The sequence below is a fragment of the Pseudomonas sp. X4 genome, assembly GCF_040784925.1.
GTDB lineage: Bacteria > Pseudomonadota > Gammaproteobacteria > Pseudomonadales > Pseudomonadaceae > Aquipseudomonas > Aquipseudomonas putida_Z.
The window spans coordinates 686839-705640 of the sequence record NZ_CP160798.1 but is presented as its reverse complement, the minus strand read 5'-3'; the positions used below and the strand labels follow the sequence as shown (position 1 = coordinate 705640).

The window sequence follows — 18802 nt, the reverse complement described above, 5'->3', positions numbered from 1 at the left end:
AAGTCTGGATGACAGTTTGGATTTTTTAGCGGTCGCTTGTCGGTTTTGCGGGCGAACAGCGGACATGTTTCCTGCAAAAAACTGGGGCCCCTGTGGGAGCGGGTTTACCCGCGAACACCGGCGAAGCCGGTGCCATGCACCGCGTTGTCTGCTTCGCGGGTGAACCCGCTCCCACAGGCCCCAGTTCTCAGTGCTTACTTGCGGCCTTCAGCCGTCTCCGCCACCTTGTCGGTGCGTGCGCACATGATGAAGTCATTGCGGTGCAGGCCTTTGATCGAGTGGCTCCACCAAGTCACGGTGACCTTGCCCCACTCGGTCAGCAGGCCCGGGTGGTGGCCTTCGGCCTCGGCGATCTCGCCCACGGCATTGGTGAACGCCAGGGCGTGCTTGAAGTTCTTGAACAGGAACACGCGTTCCAGCTCCATGTGGCCGTCACGTACTTCGATGTTCCAGTCCGGGATTTCGCGAATCAGCTCGGCCAGCTCTTCGTCGGTGACCTTTGGTGCGTCGGCGCGGCAGGCTTCGCAATGGGCTTGGTTCAAGGCATTCATGTGGTGTTTTCCGGTTCGAGTTGTTATCGGCAAGGTCGCTCAGGCAGCGACCTTGGGTGGAAACTTCGGTGCGTGCAGGCCCAGCTGCATGGCTTTGTGAACCATGCCCATGATGTCTTCGTGGGCCAGGTCGAACAGGCACTTCATGTTCGGCAGCACGAAATACAGCGGCTGCAGGATGTCGATGCGATACGGTGTGCGCATGGCCTCGATCGGGTCGAAGGCCTGGTGCTCGGGCTCGCCAGACAGACTGTAGACGGTCTCCTTTGGCGACGAGAGGATGCCGCCGCCATAGATCTTGCGGCCCTGCGCGGTTTCCATCAGGCCGAACTCGATGGTCATCCAGTACAGGCGCGCCAGGTACACGCGTTGTTCCTTGGTCGCGGCCAGGCCGAGCTTGCCGTAGGTGTGGGTGAATTCGGCGAACCAGGGGTTGGTCAGCAGCGGGCAGTGGCCGAAGATCTCGTGGAAGATATCGGGCTCTTGCAGGTAGTCCAGCTCTTCCGGGGTGCGGATGAAGGTGGCCACCGGGAAGCGCTTGCTGGCCAGCAGTTCGAAGAAGGTCTGGAAGGGGATTAGCGCCGGGACCCGGGCAACCTGCCAACCGGTGGTGGCGCCCAGCACCTTGTTGATCTCGCCCAGTTGCGGAATACGGTCATGAGGCAGCTTGAGCTGGTCGATGCCGTCCAGGTATTCCTGGCACGCGCGGCCTTCGATCACTTTCAGCTGACGGGTGATCAGGGTGTTCCATACCGCATGCTCTTGCTGCGGGTAATCGATAAAACCATGCGCATCGGGCTCGCGTGCCACGTATTGCGTCTGTTTCATGTGGCTCTCCTGGTGAGGGCTTTTCTTGTTATGTGCAGGACATGCCTAAGGAATATCCCTTCACTGGCCACTTTGCACGGGGTAGGCCAGTGGGCGGGGCTGGCTTTGGGCGAGGTTTTCGTAACGATAATTTTACAAAAAGGCGCAGGTGTCGGAAAATCCGAGGCATCTGGCTGAAGCTTCGGCTGTTTTTGTCAGCTTATCTTTACGACTTTTCCGCGCGGTGTTGAAAAACATTGGCGCTTCGAGAGCCCTCATGCGTATCAAAGTGCATTGCCAGAACCGTATTGGCATCCTGCGCGACATCCTCAACCTGCTGGTGGAGTACGGCATCAACGTGCTGCGCGGCGAGGTGGGCGGTGACCATGGCAACGCCATCTACCTGCATTGCCCGAACCTGATCAATCTGCAGTTCCAGGCGCTGCGGCCGAAGTTCGAGGCGATTGCCGGAGTATTCGGTGTCAAGCGCGTGGGGCTTATGCCCAGCGAGCGCCGGCACATGGAGCTGAATGCGCTGCTGGGGGCGCTGGACTTCCCGGTGCTGTCGATCGACATGGGTGGCAGCATCGTCGCCGCCAACCGGGCCGCTGCGCAGCTGCTGGGCGTGCGGGTGGACGAGGTGCCGGGCATGCCGCTGGCGCGCTATGTGGAGGACTTCGACCTGCCAGAGCTGGTGCGCGCCAACAAGTCGCGTATCAACGGCCTGCGCATCAAGGTCAAGGGCGATGTGTTCCTGGCCGATATCGCGCCGCTGCAGTCCGAGCACGACGACAGCGAGGCGCTGGCTGGCGCGGTGCTGACCCTGCACCGTGCCGACCGTATCGGTGAGCGCATCTACAACGTGCGCAAGCAGGAGCTGCGCGGTTTCGACAGCATCTTCCAGAGTTCGCGGGTGATGGCTGCGGTGGTACGCGAGGCGCGGCGCATGGCGCCGCTGGACGCACCATTGCTGATCGAGGGCGAGACCGGCACCGGCAAGGAGTTGCTGGCGCGTGCCTGCCACTTGGCCAGCCCGCGCGGCCAGTCACCGCTGATGGCGCTCAACTGCGCCGGGTTGCCCGAGTCGATGGCCGAGACCGAGCTGTTCGGTTACGGCCCCGGGGCATTCGAAGGGGCGCGGGCCGAGGGCAAGCTGGGGCTGCTGGAGCTGACCGCCGGTGGCACGCTGTTCCTTGACGGGGTAGGGGAGATGAGCCCGCGCCTGCAGGTGAAGCTGCTGCGTTTTCTGCAGGATGGCTGCTTCCGTCGTGTCGGCAGCGATGAAGAGGTGTACCTGGATGTGCGGGTGATCTGCGCGACCCAGGTGGATTTGTCCGAATTGTGTGCCCGTGGCGAGTTTCGTCAGGACCTGTATCACCGGCTCAATGTGTTGTCGCTGCACATTCCGCCATTGCGCGAATGCATGGATGGCCTGGAAGGGCTGGTGCAGCACTTTCTCGACCAGGCCAGCCGACAGATTGGCTGCGCCATGCCGCGCCTGGCGCCGGCGGCGATGGACAAACTTGGCCAGTATCATTGGCCGGGTAATGTAAGGCAGTTGGAAAACGTGTTGTTCCAGGCGGTTTCGTTATGCGAAGGCGGCGTGGTCAAAAGTGAACATATACGCTTGCCGGATTACGGTGTGCGCCAACCGCTGGGTGAGTTTTCGCTGGACGGGGATCTTTCGCAGATTGTCGGGCGCTTTGAAAAAGCGGTGCTGGAAAGTTTGATGGGGGAATTCCCGAGTAGTCGGGCTTTAGGTAAAAGACTGGGTGTTTCGCATACGACCATTGCCAACAAGTTGAGGGATTATTCGTTGGGCAAGTCGGTAGATTAATAAGCGGTTGGTCAATAACCTGTTAATCAGGTGCAATATTCTTCGCGGGCTTGCCCGCTCCCACAGGTACCGCGCCAAATTCAAGGCTGTGGGAGCGGGCAAGCCCGCGAAAGGGGCCCGCAGGGCCCCCAATTCACAAGGTATCAGCCGTTCGAGCAGCCGTTCCCCATCACGCGGTATTCGAGAATGTGCTTCTGGCCCTTGGAGTCCTCGTAGGTCATGCGGGCTGGCACGACTTCGCACACATTGGGCACTTCGCTCATGGAAATGACGCGGGCAATGTCCAGGTGCTGCGAGTAACTGTACTGTTCAACCGGAATCTGCTCGGCATCTTTGGCTTCGCCGGCCATCGCCGCGCCGCAAAGACTGCCAAGTACCAATACCAGTAAAGCTTTCATTTTCAATTTACCTGTCTAAGGTCGTGAGGGGGCACGCGGCGCTTATGGCGCCGCGAGTATTGCTAGTTTTAACTATCGGGTTTGGATGGGGATTAACGTTTGCCTTCGTGGGGGCTGTTACCAGTTGTTAATCGCCTTGCCGTTGCTGGCGAGGTGAATTTTATGGCTGGGGCCAAGGCCGAAACAGTGGGTCTTTTGATAAAGTGTTTTGACAGAATCTGTAACAATCCTCTGGTAAAGGGCCCCATTTTTTCCTCGCCATGGCTGTAAGGTGCGTGCCAGAGCGCTTTATCGGGACGGGCGTGCCAAATTACTACCAACGTCGAATGGCTTTTGTCGCTCTGGTACAGTTACAAACGGTTCCATACAAAAACAACTATTACACCGAGGTAACACAGATGAGTGCGGCTCCACTGTATCCCGTTCGTCCCGAGGTTGCGGCCACCACCCTGACCGACGAGGCCACCTACAAGGCCATGTATCAGCAATCGGTGATCAACCCGGACGGCTTCTGGCGCGAGCAGGCCCAGCGCATCGACTGGATCAAGCCGTTCACCAAGGTCAAGCAGACCTCCTTCGACGACCACCACGTCGATATCAAATGGTTCGCCGACGGCACTCTGAACGTTTCCTCCAACTGCCTGGACCGCCACCTTGAAGAGCGCGGCGACCAGCTGGCCATCATCTGGGAAGGCGACGACCCTTCCGAGCACCGCAACATCACCTACCGCGAACTGCACGAGCAGGTCTGCAAGTTCGCCAACGCCCTGCGTGGCCAGGATGTGCACCGGGGTGACGTGGTCACCATCTATATGCCGATGATCCCCGAGGCCGTGGTCGCCATGCTGGCCTGTGCCCGTATCGGTGCGATCCATTCGGTGGTGTTCGGCGGCTTCTCGCCCGAGGCGCTGGCCGGCCGTATCATCGACTGCAAGTCCAAGGTCGTGATTACCGCCGACGAAGGCGTGCGCGGTGGCCGACGTACCCCGCTCAAGGCCAACGTCGACCTGGCGCTGACCAACCCTGAAACCAACAGCGTGCAGAAGATCATCGTGTGCAAGCGCACCGGTGGCGACATTGCCTGGCACCAGCACCGCGACATCTGGTACGAAGACCTGATGAAAGTCGCCTCCAGCCACTGCGCGCCAAAAGAGATGGGTGCCGAGGAAGCGCTGTTCATCCTTTATACCTCCGGCTCCACCGGCAAGCCGAAGGGCGTGCTGCACACCACCGGCGGCTACCTGGTATACGCCGCGCTGACCCATGAGCGCGTGTTCGACTATCGCCCGGGCGAGGTGTACTGGTGCACCGCCGACGTGGGTTGGGTCACCGGCCACAGCTACATCGTCTACGGCCCGCTGGCCAACGGCGCCACCACCCTGCTGTTCGAGGGCGTGCCGAACTACCCCGACATCACCCGCGTGTCGAAGATCGTCGACAAGCACAAGGTCAACATCCTGTACACCGCGCCAACCGCAATCCGCGCGATGATGGCCGAAGGGCAGGCTGCTGTTGAAGGTGCCGATGGCTCCAGCCTGCGCCTGCTGGGCTCGGTGGGTGAGCCGATCAACCCCGAAGCCTGGAACTGGTACTACAAGACCGTGGGCAAGGAGCGGTGCCCGATCGTCGACACCTGGTGGCAGACCGAGACCGGCGGCATCCTGATCAGCCCGCTGCCGGGCGCTACCGGCCTCAAGCCGGGCTCGGCAACCCGCCCGTTCTTCGGCGTGGTGCCGGCGCTGGTGGACAACCTGGGCAACCTGATCGAGGGCGCTGCCGAAGGCAACCTGGTGATCCTCGATTCCTGGCCGGGCCAGTCGCGTTCGCTGTACGGCGACCACGACCGTTTCGTCGATACCTACTTCAAGACCTTCCGTGGCATGTACTTCACCGGTGACGGTGCGCGCCGCGACGAGGATGGCTACTACTGGATCACCGGCCGCGTGGATGACGTGCTGAACGTGTCCGGTCACCGCATGGGTACTGCCGAGATCGAAAGTGCCATGGTGGCGCATGCGAAAGTGGCCGAGGCCGCGGTGGTGGGTGTGCCGCACGACATCAAGGGGCAGGGCATCTATGTGTATGTCACCCTCAACGCCGGTATCGAGGCCAGCGAGCAGCTGCGCCTGGAGCTGAAGAACTGGGTGCGCAAGGAAATCGGCCCGATCGCCTCGCCGGATGTGATCCAGTGGGCGCCGGGGCTGCCGAAGACCCGGTCGGGCAAGATCATGCGCCGCATCCTGCGCAAGATTGCCACGGGTGAGTACGATGCCCTGGGCGATATCTCGACCCTGGCCGACCCGGGCGTGGTGCAGCACCTGATCGATACCCACAAGGCCATGAGCCTGGCTTCGGCCTGATAGCGAAGCAGGGCGCATGCTGACGGCTTTATGCGATCCCTGTGGGAGCGGCTTTAGCCGCGAAGAACCCAGCGCGGTGGATGGCACCGGCGTTGCCGGTGTTCGCGGCTGAAGCCGCTCCCACAGGGTAAGGCGTGTGCTGTACCTGTGAGATCAGCCAATAAAAACCCCGTCCGGGCAACCGGCGGGGTTTTTTGCTTTACTGTTACCCGACATTCATCGGTAACTGTTCTGTCACCGGTGCCGCACAATATCGGGGCGCCAGGAAACAAATCCGGCCTGTTTCAGTGCGTTTTCGCAGCCTTTTTTGCGACACGGCACGCTGCACTTGCCGTAATACAAGGCTTTGCCAATAATAGGCCCGGGAATTGCTAGTACTATAGGTTCTATTTCTTGCGCTCTTGCATATTTTGCAATGGCTGTCAACATCGCCCGCTGCCGTTTCAAGCGCTTCTGTAAGTAGTTGTCGCTTTGAAGAAATATCGACTACCGGGCTGTCGTTAAAATGCCAATCACTCGCTCGTGGTCTGCGACCTTGGTCGAACCCTGCGCGGCTCGCGTTGTACCCATTCGCATATCGGGCAGCCGTTACCTGCCTTGTATTGCTCCGTACCGATGGAGTTACCTGATGAAGAAGCTCGCACTGCTTGGCGCCCTGGCGCTGTCCGTGTTTTCCCTGGTGTCGCAGGCCGATGAAAAACCGCTGAAAATCGGCATCGAAGCCGCCTACCCACCCTTCGCCTTCAAGCAGCCAGACGGCAGCATTGCCGGTTTTGACTACGACATCGGCAACGCCCTGTGCGAAGAGATGAAAGCCAAGTGCACCTGGGTCGAGCAGGAGTTCGACGGCCTGATCCCGGCGTTGAAAGTGCGCAAGATCGACGCCATCCTGTCGTCCATGTCGATCACCGAAGACCGCAAGAAATCGGTCGACTTCACCAAGCGCTACTACCTGACCCCGGCGCGCCTGGTGATGAAGGAGGGTACCGCCGTCAGCGACAGCCTGGATGAGCTCAAGGGCAAGAAGATTGGTGTGCAGCGCGGTTCCATCCACGACCGCTTCGCCAAGGAAGTACTGGGCGCCAAAGGTGCCACCGTGGTTCCTTACGGCACCCAGAACGAAATCTACCTGGACGTGGCAGCTGGCCGCCTCGATGGCACCGTGGCTGACGCCACCCTGCTGGAAGACGGCTTCCTCAAGACCGACGCCGGCAAGGGCTTCGCCTTCGTAGGCCCTTCCTTCACCGACGCCAAGTACTTCGGTGACGGCATCGGTATTGCCGTGCGCAAGGGTGACAAGGCCAACGTCGACCGCATCAACGCTGCCATCGATGCCATCCGTGCCAACGGCAAGTACAAAGAAATCGAGAAGAAGTACTTCAACTTCGACATCTACGGTCCAGACTCGAACTAAGACGTCGGGTTTCACCTGTGCAATGGTGCAAACAGCAGAGGCTCTGAGGTTTGCACCATTTTTCATTCTCTAGGTCGAGGACCTCATCATGTTGAAAGGCTACGGGGCAGTCATCCTCGACGGGGCGTGGCTGACGCTTCAGCTCGCCCTGTCGTCGATGGCCCTGGCCATCGTGCTCGGCCTGATCGGTGTGGCGCTGCGCTTGTCGCCGGTGCGCTGGCTGGCCTGGCTGGGCGATCTGTATTCCACGGTGATTCGTGGTATTCCGGACCTGGTCCTGATCCTGCTGATCTTCTACGGCGGGCAGGACATCATCAACCGCGTTGCGCCGCTGCTCGGTTATGAAGACTACATTGACCTGAATCCGCTGATCGCGGGTATCGGTACCCTGGGCTTCATCTTTGGTGCCTACCTGTCGGAAACCTTCCGCGGTGCGTTCCTCGGTATTCCGAAAGGCCAGGCCGAAGCGGGCGTGGCGTATGGCATGAGCAACCGCCAGGTGTTCTTCCGCATCCAGGTGCCGCAAATGATTCGCCTGGCGATCCCGGGCTTCACCAACAACTGGCTGGTGCTGACCAAGGCCACCGCGCTGATTTCGGTAGTGGGCCTGCAGGACATGATGTTCAAGGCCAAGCAGGCGGCCGACGCCACCCGCGAGCCTTTCACCTTCTTCCTGGCGGTGGCGGCCCTGTACCTGGTGCTGACCAGCATCTCGCTGCTGGCCCTGAAGTATCTCGAGCGCCGCTACTCGGTTGGCGTCAAGGTGGCTGAACTATGATCTTCGACTACAACGTCGTCTGGGAGGCACTGCCGATGTACTTCGGCGGCCTGCTGACCACCCTCAAGCTGCTGGCGATTTCGCTGTTCTTCGGGCTGCTGGCGGCCATTCCGCTGGGCCTGATGCGGGTGTCCAAGCAGCCAGCGGTCAATCTCGTGGCGTGGCTGTACACCTACGTGATCCGCGGCACGCCGATGCTGGTGCAGCTGTTCCTGATCTACTACGGCCTGGCGCAGTTCGAGGCGGTGCGCGAAAGCTTCCTGTGGCCGCTGCTGTCCAGCGCTACCTTCTGCGCCTGCCTGGCGTTCGGCATCAACACCAGTGCCTACACCGCCGAAATCATCGCCGGCAGCCTCAAGGCCACGCCCCATGGCGAAATCGAGGCGGCCAAGGCCATGGGCATGTCGCGCATGAAGATGTACCGGCGCATCCTGCTGCCGTCGGCCCTGCGCCGGGCGCTGCCGCAGTACAGCAACGAAGTGATCATGATGCTGCAGACCACCAGCCTGGCGTCGATCGTCACCCTGATCGACATCACTGGCGCTGCGCGCACGGTCAATGCCCAGTACTACCTGCCTTTCGAGGCCTATATCACGGCGGGCGTGTTCTATCTGTGCCTGACCTTCATCCTGGTGCGCCTGTTCAAGATGGCCGAACGCCGCTGGCTCGGCTACCTGGCGCCGCGCAAGCACTGACCGCTTTGTGAGAATCGACAGCATGTACAAACTCGAAGTCCAAGACCTGCACAAGCGCTACGGCAGCCATGAAGTGCTCAAGGGCGTGTCCCTGTCGGCCAAGGCAGGCGATGTCATCAGCATCATCGGCTCCAGCGGTTCGGGCAAGTCGACCTTCCTGCGCTGCATCAACCTGCTGGAGCAGCCGCACGCCGGCAAGATCCTGCTCAACAACGAAGAGTTGAAGCTGGTGCCGGGCAAGGACGGCGCGCTCAAGGCCGCCGACCCGCGTCAGCTGCAGCGCATGCGCTCGCGCCTGTCGATGGTTTTCCAGCACTTCAACCTGTGGTCGCACATGACCGCGCTGGAAAACATCATCGAAGCGCCGGTGCACGTGCTGGGCGTGAACCGCAAGGAAGCCCTGGAAAAGGCCGAGCACTACCTGGCCAAGGTGGGTGTCGCTCATCGCAAGGACGCTTTCCCGGGGCACATGTCCGGCGGCGAGCAGCAGCGTGTGGCAATTGCCCGGGCGCTGGCCATGGAGCCGGAGGTCATGCTGTTCGACGAGCCGACCTCGGCGCTGGACCCGGAACTGGTGGGCGATGTGCTCAAGGTGATGCAGGCGCTGGCCCAGGAAGGCCGCACCATGGTGGTGGTGACCCACGAAATGGGCTTCGCCCGTGAGGTGTCCAACCAGCTGGTGTTCCTGCACAAGGGCCTGGTGGAAGAAACCGGCTGCCCGCGTGAAGTGCTGGCCAACCCGCAGTCGGAGCGCCTGAAGCAGTTCCTCTCCGGCAGCCTGAAGTAAAAACTGCAATTTTGCACCAGAATAGGGCATGCTGCGCGGCGAGCGCAGCCTGACCCGGCGCACAGACTCGAACGACCTCAGGTTTCGGACCGCACCCTATGACCACCCAGCGAATCGGTTTTCTCATCTGGCCCAGCACCCGGCCCTTGACCCTGGCGCTGGCCGAGGAAGTGTTGCAGGTGGCGCAGCGGGTGCACCCGGAGGTGGCCTACGAGCTGGTCTTCCTGCAGGCGGAGCCGGCGCAAGAGGGCAGCTGGCGCCTGCCGGGCGAGCCGTGGAACGGCCGCCTTGAGGGCTGCCAAAAGCTGTTCCTGTTGGCTGACGAGCAGCCACCGGCGGTGGGGGCTGCGTTGTCGGCGGCGCTCAAGCAGCTGGCGCGCAGTGGCTGCATGATCGGTGGCCTGTCGGCTGGGGTCTACCCCTTGGCGATGCTGGGCCTGCTCGACGGTTACCGGGCTGCGGTGCACTGGCGCTGGCAGGATGATTTTGCCGAGCGCTTCCCCAAGGTGATCGCCACCAGCCACCTGTTCGACTGGGACCGCGATCGCCTGACCGCTTGTGGCGGCATGGCCGTTACCGACCTGCTGCTGGCGGTGCTGGCCCGTGACCACGGTGCGGAGCTGGCCGGGGCAGTGTCGGAGGAACTGGTGGTCGAGCGCATCCGCGAGGGTGGCGAGCGCCAGCGCATTCCGCTGCAGAACCGCCTGGGCTCCAGCCACCCCAAGCTGACCCAGGCGGTGCTGCTGATGGAGGCCAACATCGAAGAGCCGCTGACCACCGACGAAATTGCCCAGCACGTGTGCGTTTCGCGCCGGCAGCTGGAGCGCATCTTCAAGCAGTACCTGAACCGCGTGCCGAGCCAGTACTACCTGGAGCTGCGGCTGAACAAGGCGCGGCAGATGCTGATGCAAACCAGCAAGTCGATCATCCAGATCGGGCTGTCCTGCGGCTTCTCGTCGGGGCCGCATTTTTCCAGTGCCTACCGCAACTTCTTTGGCGCAACGCCGCGGGAAGACCGCAACCAGCGGCGTAGCAGCAGCCCGTTCGAACTGAGCTCGGCGCCTGCCGAAAAAGGCTGACATTTCCTTACCCTGTGCCGGCCCTTTCGCGGCTGAAGCCGCTCCCACAGGGGTCGCACAACGTTCGAATCTTGCACAGGTTCTGTGGGAGCGGGTTCACCCGCGAAGAGGCCGGTGCGGGCAGCGCCCTTTCTCCCGCAGGTCTGTGCGATGTTTGAAGCCTGTGCGGTCCAGGTGGGAGCGGGCGTGCCCGCGAATCGGCCGGTACAGGCAACCACGCTTCTATATGTGTACACCCGTTCACCCAGCCCCCTCTCTCCCGTACACTGCGCGATTGCGACAGTGTTTGTCGCATTGCCGAAAGCCTTGTCAAAACTGGGTTTTGCGCTGTAACAAGTTGTCGCTTGGCCGCAAGGACAGGCGCGGATCAGTCCTTACAATCCCCCCATCGCTCGCCACTTCCAGGCCAGCGTTCCTCTTCAGGAGACTCAGATGTCCGTTGAGCAAGCCCCGGTGCAACGTGCCGATTTCGACCAGGTCATGGTCCCCAACTATTCTCCGGCGGCCTTCATTCCTGTGCGAGGCGAGGGTTCCCGCGTCTGGGACCAGTCGGGTCGCGAATTGATCGACTTTGCCGGTGGCATCGCGGTCAACGCCCTGGGCCACTGCCACCCGGCACTGGTCAAGGCCCTGACCGAGCAAGCCAACACCCTCTGGCACGTATCCAACGTGTTCACCAACGAGCCGGCCCTGCGCCTGGCCCACAAGCTGGTGGACGCCACCTTTGCCGACCGTGCGTTCTTCTGCAACTCCGGCGCCGAGTCCAACGAGGCCGCCTTCAAGCTGGCCCGTCGCGTTGCCCACGACCGCTTCGGCCCGGAAAAGCACGAAATCATCGCCACCGTGAACAGCTTCCACGGCCGTACCCTGTTCACCGTCAGCGTCGGTGGCCAGCCGAAGTACTCCGATGGCTTCGGCCCGAAGATCACCGGCATCAGCCATGTGCCGTACAACGACCTGGAAGCGCTGAAGGCACAGATTTCCGACAAGACCTGCGCCGTGGTGATCGAGCCGATCCAGGGCGAGAGCGGCGTGGTGCCGGCCGACAAGGCCTACCTGGAAGGTGCGCGCAAACTGTGTGACGAACACAACGCCCTGCTGATCTTCGACGAAGTGCAGACCGGCGTTGGCCGTACCGGTTCGCTGTATGCCTACCAGCACTACGGCGTTACCCCGGACATCCTGACCAGCGCCAAGAGCCTGGGCGGCGGTTTCCCGATCGGTGCCATGCTGACCACCACCGAGCTGGCCAAGCACCTGGCTGTCGGCACCCACGGCACCACCTACGGCGGCAACCCGCTGGGCTGCGCCGTCGCCTGCGCGGTGCTGGACGTGGTCAACACCCCGGAAACCCTGGCCGGCATCAAGGCCAAGCATGAGCGCTTCAAGGTCCGCCTGGAGCAGATCGGCCAGAAGTACAACCTGTTCAGCCAGGTGCGTGGCGTTGGCCTGCTGCTGGGCTGCGTGCTGACCGAAGCCTGGAAAGGCAAGGCCAAGGACGTGCTCAACGCCGCCGAGAAAGAAGGCGTGATGGTGTTGCAGGCCGGTCCGGACGTGGTCCGCTTCGCGCCAAGCCTGGTGGTTGAAGACGCCGACATCGACGAAGGCCTGGACCGCTTCGAGCGCGCCGTGGCCACCCTGACCAAGGGCTGATCCGCCTGCGGTTCCTTCGCCGGCCCCCGGTGCAGGCTCAGCCCGAGTCTGCACCGGGCCGGTGATACCCGATTCCAGTGCAGGTGCCAGTGCACCTGCCGTTTTCCGTGCCGCCGTGAGCGGCCCGTATTCCAAAGGAGTGACACCATGCTGGTGATGCGCCCCGCGCAAATGGCTGATCTGAACGAAGTGCAGCGCATGGCTGCAGACAGCCCCATTGGTGTCACCTCGCTGCCGGACGACACCGCTCGCCTGGGCGACAAGATCGCCGCATCCGAGACTTCCTTCGCCGCAGAGGTCAGCTTCAACGGTGAAGAAAGCTACTTCTTCGTGCTCGAGGACAGCGAAACCGGCAAGCTGGCCGGTTGCTCGGCCATCGTCGCTTCGGCCGGCTACTCCGAGCCGTTCTACAGTTTTCGTAACGAGACCTTCGTGCACGCCTCGCGCGAGCTGAAGATCCATAACAAGATCCACGTGTTGTCGCTGTGCCATGACCTGACCGGCAACAGCCTGCTGACCAGCTTCTATGTGCTGCCGGAACTGGTGAACAGTGGCTGGGCCGAGCTCAATTCGCGTGGCCGCCTGCTGTTCATGGCCGCTCACCCGGAGCGTTTCGCCGACTCGGTGGTGACCGAGATCGTCGGCTACAGCGACGAGCAGGGTGAATCGCCGTTCTGGGATGCCATCGGCCGCAACTTCTTCGACCTCAACTATGCCCACGCCGAGCGCCTGTGCGGCCTGAAGAGCCGCACCTTCCTCGCCGAACTGATGCCGCACTACCCGATCTACGTGCCGCTGCTGCCTGACCTGGCGCAGGAAGCCATGGGCCAGGTGCACCCGCGGGCGCAGATTACCTTCGACATCCTCATGCGCGAAGGCTTCGAGACCGAGCACTACATCGACATCTTCGATGGCGGCCCGACCCTGCATGCGCGTACCTCGGGTATCCGCTCGATCGCCCAGAGCCGGGTGGTGCCGGTGAAGCTCGAGGACGCCCCGGTCAAGGGCGGGCGCCCGTACCTGGTGTGCAACGGCCAGTTGCAGGACTACCGCGCGGTACTGCTGGACCTGGACTGGGTGCCGGGCAAACCGGTCAGCCTGAGCCCGGCCGCCGCCGAGGCGCTGGGGGTGGGCGAGGGTGCCAGCGTGCGTCTGGTTGCGGTCTGAGGTCTGGCAACAGACGTTTCGGGATTGATGCGTTAGAAGAGTTTCGCGCCGGCCGCCGCCGCCGCAAAAGGAGATAGCATGATCGTTCGTCCTGTACGCAGCAGCGATTTGCCTGCGTTGATCGAATTGGCACGCAGCACCGGTACCACCGGGCTGACCACGCTGCCGGCCAACGAAGAGCGCCTGGGGCATCGCGTTGGCTGGGCGGAGAAGAGCTTCCGCGGCGAAGCCGAGCGTGGCGACACCGACTACCTGTTCGTGCTGGAAAACGACGAAGGCATGGTGGTGGGCATCAGTGCCATCGCTGGTGCCGTCGGCCTGCGCGAACCCTGGTACAACTACCGGGTCGGCCTGACCGTCAGCGCCTCGCAGGAGCTGAAGATCTACCGCGAAATCCCCACCCTGTTCCTGGCCAACGACCTGACCGGCAACTCCGAGCTGTGCTCGCTGTTCCTGCGCAGCGACTACCGCTCCGGCCTCAACGGCCGCTTGCTGTCGCGGGCGCGCATGCTGTTCATCGCCGAGTTCCCCGAGCTGTTCGGCAAGAAGATCATCGCCGAAATGCGCGGCATGTCCGACGAGCAGGGCCGCTCGCCGTTCTGGGAAAGCCTGGGCCGGCACTTCTTCAAGATGGAGTTCAGCCAGGCCGACTACCTCACCGGCGTGGGCAACAAGTCGTTCATTGCCGAACTGATGCCGAAGTTCCCGCTGTACACCTGCTTCCTGTCCGAAGCGGCGCGCAACGTGATCGGCCGCGTGCACAAGGACACCGAGCCGGCGCTGGCGATGCTCAAGCAGGAAGGCTTCAACTATCAGGGCTACGTCGACATCTTCGACGCCGGCCCCGCCATCGAGTGCGACACCTCCAAGATCCGCGCCGTGCGCGAGAGCCAGACCCTGGTGCTGGCGGTGGGCACGCCGGGCGATGACGCGACGCCTTACATCATCCACAACCGCAAGCGCGACGACTGCCGCATCACGGCCGCACCTGCGCGGCTGGCTGCCGGTACCCTGGTGGTCGACCCCCTGACCGCCAAGCGCCTGCGCATGGGCGCCGGCGACAACGTGCGTGCTGTGCCGCTGTCGGCAAGCCGGGAGGCCCAGTAAATGACCACGCATTACATCGCAGGCAATTGGCAGGTTGGCCAGGGCGAAACCCTGCAGTCGCTCAACCCGGTGACGCAAGCCGTCGTCTGGGAGGGGCAGGGCGCTGACGCCAGCCAGGTGGATGCCGCCGTGCAGGCAGCCCGTCAGGCCTTCCCGGCCTGGGCGCAATTGAGCCTGGAAGCGCGTATCGATTTGCTGGAGAAGTTCGCCACGCAACTGAAAGCGCATGCCGAAGCCATGGCCCAGTGCATCGGTGAGGAAACCGGCAAGCCCCTGTGGGAGTCGGCGACCGAAGTCACCAGCATGATCAACAAGGTAGCGATCTCGGTGCAGAGCTACCGCGAGCGCACCGGCGAAAAGAGCGGCCCGCTGGCCGATGCCACCGCCGTGCTGCGGCACAAGCCCCATGGTGTGGTGGCGGTGTTCGGCCCATACAACTTCCCCGGCCACCTGCCCAACGGCCATATCGTGCCGGCGCTGCTGGCGGGCAACTGCGTGGTGTTCAAGCCCAGTGAGCTGACGCCCAAGGTCGCCGAGCTGACCGTCAATTGCTGGATTGCCGCCGGGTTGCCGGCGGGTGTGCTCAACCTGGTGCAGGGCGCGCGCGAAACCGGTGTGGCGCTGGCTGCCAACCCGGGTATCGATGGCCTGTTCTTCACCGGCTCCAGCCGCACCGGCAACCTGTTGCACCAGCAGTTCGCCGGCCGCCCGGACAAGATCCTGGCCCTGGAAATGGGCGGCAACAACCCGCTGGTGGTGGATGAGGTCAAGGACCTCGATGCGGCGGTGTACACCATTATCCAGTCGGCGTTCATTTCCGCCGGCCAGCGCTGCACCTGCGCCCGCCGTCTGCTGGTGCCGCAAGGCGCCTGGGGCGATGCGCTGATCGCGCGCCTGGTCGAGGTGAGCAAATCCATCACGGTCGGTGCGTTCGACCAGCAGCCGGCGCCGTTCATGGGTTCGGTGATTTCGCTGCAGGCAGCGCGGGCGCTGATTGCAGCCCAGGCCGAACTGGTCGCCAAGGGCGCCGTGAAGCTGCTGGAAATGACCCAGCCACAGGCCGATGCCGCACTGCTGACCCCGGGCATTGTCGATGTCACCGCGGTGGCCGAACGCCCGGACGAAGAGTTCTTCGGCCCGCTGCTGCAGGTGATCCGCTATGCCGACTTCGATGCCGCCATCGATGAGGCCAACAACACCCAGTACGGCCTGGCTGCCGGTTTGCTGTCCGACTCCCGCGCCCGTTACCAGTACTTCTGGCTGCGCAGCCGCGCTGGCATCGTCAACTGGAACAAGCAACTGACCGGTGCCGCCAGCAGTGCACCGTTTGGCGGCGTGGGCGCCAGTGGCAACCATCGCGCCAGCGCCTATTACGCGGCGGACTACTGCGCTTACCCCGTGGCTTCGCTGGAGACCGCCAGCCTTGCCTTGCCGGCAACCCTGACGCCGGGCGTCACCCTATAACAACAGGTCACGGAGCCTAGCCGATGAAATCCTATGAAGTGAATTTTGATGGCCTGGTGGGGCCTACCCACAACTATGGCGGCCTGTCCTACGGCAACGTGGCTTCGCAGAGCAACAGCCAGCAGGGTTCCAACCCGCGCGAAGCCGCGCGCCAGGGCCTGGCGAAGATGAAAGCGCTGGCCGACATGGGCTTCAAGCAGGGTGTGCTGGCGCCGCAGGAGCGCCCGGACGTGGCCGCACTGCGCCGCCTGGGCTTCAGCGGCAGCGATGCCGAAGTGATCCAGCGCGCCGCCAAGGAGGCCATGCCATTGCTGGTGGCCAGCTGCTCGGCCTCGAGCATGTGGGTGGCCAACGCCGCCACGGTCAGCCCCAGTGCCGACACTGCCGATGGCCGCGTGCACTTCACCGCTGCCAACCTCAACTGCAAGTACCACCGCAGTATCGAGCACCCGACCACCAGCCGAGTGCTGGGTGCCATGTTCAACAACGACAAGCACTTTGCCCACCACGAGGCACTGCCTGCCGTGGCGCAGTTCGGTGACGAGGGGGCGGCCAACCACACGCGCTTCTGCCGTGCATATGGCGAGGCCGGCGTGGAGTTCTTCGTCTACGGCCGCAGCGCCTTCGACAGCCGCTACCCGGCGCCGCAGAAGTACCCGGCCCGGCAAACCCTGGAAGCCTCCCAGGCTGTGGCCCGGCTGCATGGCCTGAGCGATGACGGCGTGGTCTACGCTCAACAGAACCCGGCCGTGATCGACCAGGGCGTGTTCCACAACGATGTGATTGCGGTGGGCAACGGTGAGGTGCTGTTCTATCACGAGGACGCTTTCCTCGACACCGACGCGGTACTTGGCCAGCTGCGAGCTAAACTGGCCAGCAAGGGTGGCAACTTCCAGGCCATCTGCGTGCCGCGGGCAGCGGTGACGGTGGAGGACGCGGTGCGTTCCTACCTGTTCAACAGCCAGCTGCTCAGCCGCGACGACGGCTCCATGCTGTTGGTAGTGCCGGAAGAGTGCCGCAACAACGAGCGGGTCTGGGCCTACCTGGGCCAGTTGACCAGCCAGGGCGGCGCGGTGAAAGAGGTCAAGGTATTCGACCTCAAGCAGAGCATGCAGAACGGCGGTGGGCCGGCTTGCCTGCGTTTGCGCGTGGCGTTGAAGGAAACGGAACTGGCAGCGGTCAACCAAGGCGTTATCATGACCGCCTCGCTGTACGACACCCTGTTGCAGTGGGTCGACAAGCATTACCGCGATCGCCTTGGCGAGGCGGACCTGGCCGACCCGCAGTTGCTGGTGGAATGCCGTACGGCACTGGACGAATTGACCCAGATCCTGAAGTTGGGCTCGGTGTATCCGTTCCAACGCCAACCTTGAAGAGAGACTTTGCAATGACCGACGCCCTGCGCCTTATCCTGGAAGATGAAGACGGCACCCAGCTGGAAACTTCCTGCACCCGCTTTGCCGTGGTCTGGCAAGGCAAGGAAGTGTGGATTCAGCAGGATGGTCGTGGCCAGCTGCTGATCGGCGTGGATGTCGAGGAAGACGACACCGAATACGCCAACCTGCTGCTGCGCCCGATGGCCACCAACCTGGTCAGCCTGCAGCTGGAAATGGAACCGGCGGAGGTCGGCGAAGACGACGATCACGTCCATGGCCCCGACTGCGGCCACCACCACTAAGGAAGTACCTATGCTCGCCCTTGGCAAATTGCTTGAGCTGACCCTCACCGATCACGAACCGGCCGAGAAGACCCAAGTGACACCCAAGGGCGCGCGTTTGCGTTGGCTGGGGGAGGGCGCGCTCGAAGTGCGCCCGGCCGAAAACGAGGATTGCGGGCTGGACTTGCTGTTGTCCGCCGGCATCCACGGCAACGAAACGGCACCGATCGAGTTGCTCGAGCGGCTGCTGCATGGCGTGGCCAACGGCAAGATCAAACCCAAGGCCCGGGTGCTGTTCCTGTTCGGCAACCCGGCAGCGATCCGCAAGGGCGAGCGCTTCATCGAGCAGGACATCAACCGCCTGTTCAACGGCCGCCACGAGCTGTCCAGTGGCTTCGAGGCATTGCGTGCCGCCGAGCTGGAACAGTTCGCCCGGGTGTTCTTCAGCAAACCGGGGCGCAACCGCCTGCACTACGACCTGCATACCGCCATCCGCGGCTCGAAGATCGAGCAGTTCGCCTTGTACCCTTATAAAGAGGGGCGCAAGCATTCCCGTCGCGAGCTGGCGCGCCTGGCGGCGGCGGGCATGGAGGCGGTGTTGCTGCAGAGCAAGTCTTCCATCACCTTCAGCGCCTTCACCTACGAGCAGCTGGAGGCCGAGGCCTTTACCCTGGAACTGGGCAAGGCCCGCCCGTTCGGTCAGAACGAGCTGGTCAACCTGGACAAGCTGGAAGCGAGGCTGATCCACATCATCGAAGACACCGAGCCACAGGGCGAAGGCTCTCTGGATGGCCTGCAGCTGTTCAGCGTGTCCCGCGAGATCATCAAGCACAGCGACAGCTTCCACCTGCACCTGCCGGCGGACATCGAGAATTTCTCCGAGCTGAGCAAGGGTTACCTGCTGGCCGAAGACCTGGCCGAGACGCGTTGGGTGGTCGAGGAGGAGGGCGCGCGCATCATCTTCCCCAACCCCAAGGTCAAGAATGGCCTCAGGGCGGGGATTCTGATCGTTCCTGACTCCGGCCAGCGACTAGGCTGAGCTGGCCCC

17 protein-coding genes are annotated in these 18802 nt (G+C 62.8%); 14 read left to right on the top strand and 3 right to left on the bottom strand.

From position 1 onward, the window contains the following. Nucleotides 1-194: 194 nt before the first annotated feature. Both ABX298_RS03085 and phhA read right to left on the bottom strand, forming a co-directional pair. The gene (locus ABX298_RS03085) at nt 195-551 is read right to left on the bottom strand and encodes a 4a-hydroxytetrahydrobiopterin dehydratase (RefSeq protein ID WP_003254532.1); all 357 of its coding nucleotides are present in this window, start codon (nt 549-551) and stop codon (nt 195-197) included. Nucleotides 552-590: 39 nt separating this feature from the next. Beyond that, nucleotides 591-1379, bottom strand: a complete 789-nt coding sequence (gene phhA, locus ABX298_RS03080) for a phenylalanine 4-monooxygenase (RefSeq protein WP_025340130.1) — start codon at nt 1377-1379, stop codon at nt 591-593. Between the two features lie 256 nt (nt 1380-1635). Here phhA and ABX298_RS03075 point away from each other — a divergent pair, with 256 nt between their 5' ends. After that, nucleotides 1636-3195, top strand: coding sequence for a sigma-54-dependent phenylalanine hydroxylase transcriptional regulator PhhR (locus ABX298_RS03075; protein ID WP_024087504.1), 1560 nt, complete (start codon nt 1636-1638; stop codon nt 3193-3195). Between the two features lie 143 nt (nt 3196-3338). On the opposite strand, the gene ABX298_RS03070 is transcribed toward ABX298_RS03075, so the two are convergent. Beyond that, the gene (locus tag ABX298_RS03070; RefSeq protein WP_003260110.1) at nt 3339-3593 is read right to left on the bottom strand and encodes a DUF2790 domain-containing protein; all 255 of its coding nucleotides are present in this window, start codon (nt 3591-3593) and stop codon (nt 3339-3341) included. 398 nt (nt 3594-3991) lie between these two features. On the opposite strand from ABX298_RS03070, the gene acs reads away from it, so the two are divergent. The 13 genes from acs to astE all read left to right on the top strand — a co-directional run bounded on the left by acs (nt 3992) and on the right by astE (nt 18793). Continuing rightward, the gene (gene acs, locus ABX298_RS03065; protein WP_015271271.1) at nt 3992-5953 is read left to right on the top strand and encodes an acetate--CoA ligase; all 1962 of its coding nucleotides are present in this window, start codon (nt 3992-3994) and stop codon (nt 5951-5953) included. Between the two features lie 628 nt (nt 5954-6581). After that, nucleotides 6582-7367 (top strand): ABC transporter substrate-binding protein, encoded by a 786-nt coding sequence (locus tag ABX298_RS03060; RefSeq protein ID WP_075045965.1) that lies wholly within the window; start codon nt 6582-6584, stop codon nt 7365-7367. An 88-nt stretch (nt 7368-7455) separates the two neighbouring features. After that, nucleotides 7456-8145, top strand: a complete 690-nt coding sequence (locus tag ABX298_RS03055; protein ID WP_003260113.1) for an ABC transporter permease — start codon at nt 7456-7458, stop codon at nt 8143-8145. Next, on the top strand, nt 8142-8840 hold the full coding sequence (locus ABX298_RS03050; protein WP_003260115.1) for an ABC transporter permease: 699 nt from the start codon (nt 8142-8144) through the stop codon (nt 8838-8840). Before ABX298_RS03055 ends, ABX298_RS03050 begins: the two co-directional genes overlap by 4 nt. A 22-nt stretch (nt 8841-8862) precedes the next feature. Continuing rightward, nucleotides 8863-9627, top strand: coding sequence for an ABC transporter ATP-binding protein (locus tag ABX298_RS03045; protein WP_025340127.1), 765 nt, complete (start codon nt 8863-8865; stop codon nt 9625-9627). A 98-nt stretch (nt 9628-9725) separates the two neighbouring features. Continuing rightward, nucleotides 9726-10706 (top strand): transcriptional regulator ArgR, encoded by a 981-nt coding sequence (gene argR, locus ABX298_RS03040; protein WP_075045964.1) that lies wholly within the window; start codon nt 9726-9728, stop codon nt 10704-10706. Nucleotides 10707-11138: 432 nt separating this feature from the next. After that, nucleotides 11139-12359: an aspartate aminotransferase family protein gene (locus ABX298_RS03035; RefSeq protein ID WP_013973653.1), complete on the top strand. Its 1221-nt coding sequence runs from the start codon at nt 11139-11141 to the stop codon at nt 12357-12359. Between the two features lie 147 nt (nt 12360-12506). Further along, a complete protein-coding gene (gene aruF, locus ABX298_RS03030; protein ID WP_025340125.1) occupies nt 12507-13526 on the top strand; it encodes an arginine/ornithine succinyltransferase subunit alpha in 1020 nt (339 codons plus the stop codon). A gap of 78 nt (nt 13527-13604) precedes the next feature. Then, a complete protein-coding gene (astA, locus tag ABX298_RS03025; RefSeq protein WP_085589092.1) occupies nt 13605-14633 on the top strand; it encodes an arginine N-succinyltransferase in 1029 nt (342 codons plus the stop codon). Further along, the gene (gene astD / locus ABX298_RS03020) at nt 14634-16097 is read left to right on the top strand and encodes a succinylglutamate-semialdehyde dehydrogenase (RefSeq protein ID WP_075045961.1); all 1464 of its coding nucleotides are present in this window, start codon (nt 14634-14636) and stop codon (nt 16095-16097) included. Nucleotides 16098-16120: 23 nt separating this feature from the next. Continuing rightward, nucleotides 16121-17470, top strand: a complete 1350-nt coding sequence (gene astB / locus ABX298_RS03015) for an N-succinylarginine dihydrolase (protein WP_286100322.1) — start codon at nt 16121-16123, stop codon at nt 17468-17470. Nucleotides 17471-17484: 14 nt separating this feature from the next. Next, entirely contained in the window at nt 17485-17775 is a 291-nt protein-coding gene (locus ABX298_RS03010) for a topoisomerase II (protein WP_003256592.1), read from the top strand. Nucleotides 17776-17785: 10 nt separating this feature from the next. After that, entirely contained in the window at nt 17786-18793 is a 1008-nt protein-coding gene (astE, locus tag ABX298_RS03005; protein ID WP_075045959.1) for a succinylglutamate desuccinylase, read from the top strand. Nucleotides 18794-18802: the final 9 nt, after the last annotated feature.

What these genes read in the sequence shown, in the direction of transcription:
- ABX298_RS03085 (WP_003254532.1), bottom strand. Translation starts at nt 551, where the DNA reads ATGAATGCCTTGAACCAAGCCCATTGCGAAGCCTGCCGCGCCGACGCA.
- phhA (WP_025340130.1), bottom strand. Translation starts at nt 1,379, where the DNA reads ATGAAACAGACGCAATACGTGGCACGCGAGCCCGATGCGCATGGTTTT.
- ABX298_RS03075 (WP_024087504.1), top strand. Translation starts at nt 1,636, where the DNA reads ATGCGTATCAAAGTGCATTGCCAGAACCGTATTGGCATCCTGCGCGAC.
- ABX298_RS03070 (WP_003260110.1), bottom strand. Translation starts at nt 3,593, where the DNA reads ATGAAAGCTTTACTGGTATTGGTACTTGGCAGTCTTTGCGGCGCGGCG.
- acs (WP_015271271.1), top strand. Translation starts at nt 3,992, where the DNA reads ATGAGTGCGGCTCCACTGTATCCCGTTCGTCCCGAGGTTGCGGCCACC.
- ABX298_RS03060 (WP_075045965.1), top strand. Translation starts at nt 6,582, where the DNA reads ATGAAGAAGCTCGCACTGCTTGGCGCCCTGGCGCTGTCCGTGTTTTCC.
- ABX298_RS03055 (WP_003260113.1), top strand. Translation starts at nt 7,456, where the DNA reads ATGTTGAAAGGCTACGGGGCAGTCATCCTCGACGGGGCGTGGCTGACG.
- ABX298_RS03050 (WP_003260115.1), top strand. Translation starts at nt 8,142, where the DNA reads ATGATCTTCGACTACAACGTCGTCTGGGAGGCACTGCCGATGTACTTC.
- ABX298_RS03045 (WP_025340127.1), top strand. Translation starts at nt 8,863, where the DNA reads ATGTACAAACTCGAAGTCCAAGACCTGCACAAGCGCTACGGCAGCCAT.
- argR (WP_075045964.1), top strand. Translation starts at nt 9,726, where the DNA reads ATGACCACCCAGCGAATCGGTTTTCTCATCTGGCCCAGCACCCGGCCC.
- ABX298_RS03035 (WP_013973653.1), top strand. Translation starts at nt 11,139, where the DNA reads ATGTCCGTTGAGCAAGCCCCGGTGCAACGTGCCGATTTCGACCAGGTC.
- aruF (WP_025340125.1), top strand. Translation starts at nt 12,507, where the DNA reads ATGCTGGTGATGCGCCCCGCGCAAATGGCTGATCTGAACGAAGTGCAG.
- astA (WP_085589092.1), top strand. Translation starts at nt 13,605, where the DNA reads ATGATCGTTCGTCCTGTACGCAGCAGCGATTTGCCTGCGTTGATCGAA.
- astD (WP_075045961.1), top strand. Translation starts at nt 14,634, where the DNA reads ATGACCACGCATTACATCGCAGGCAATTGGCAGGTTGGCCAGGGCGAA.
- astB (WP_286100322.1), top strand. Translation starts at nt 16,121, where the DNA reads ATGAAATCCTATGAAGTGAATTTTGATGGCCTGGTGGGGCCTACCCAC.
- ABX298_RS03010 (WP_003256592.1), top strand. Translation starts at nt 17,485, where the DNA reads ATGACCGACGCCCTGCGCCTTATCCTGGAAGATGAAGACGGCACCCAG.
- astE (WP_075045959.1), top strand. Translation starts at nt 17,786, where the DNA reads ATGCTCGCCCTTGGCAAATTGCTTGAGCTGACCCTCACCGATCACGAA.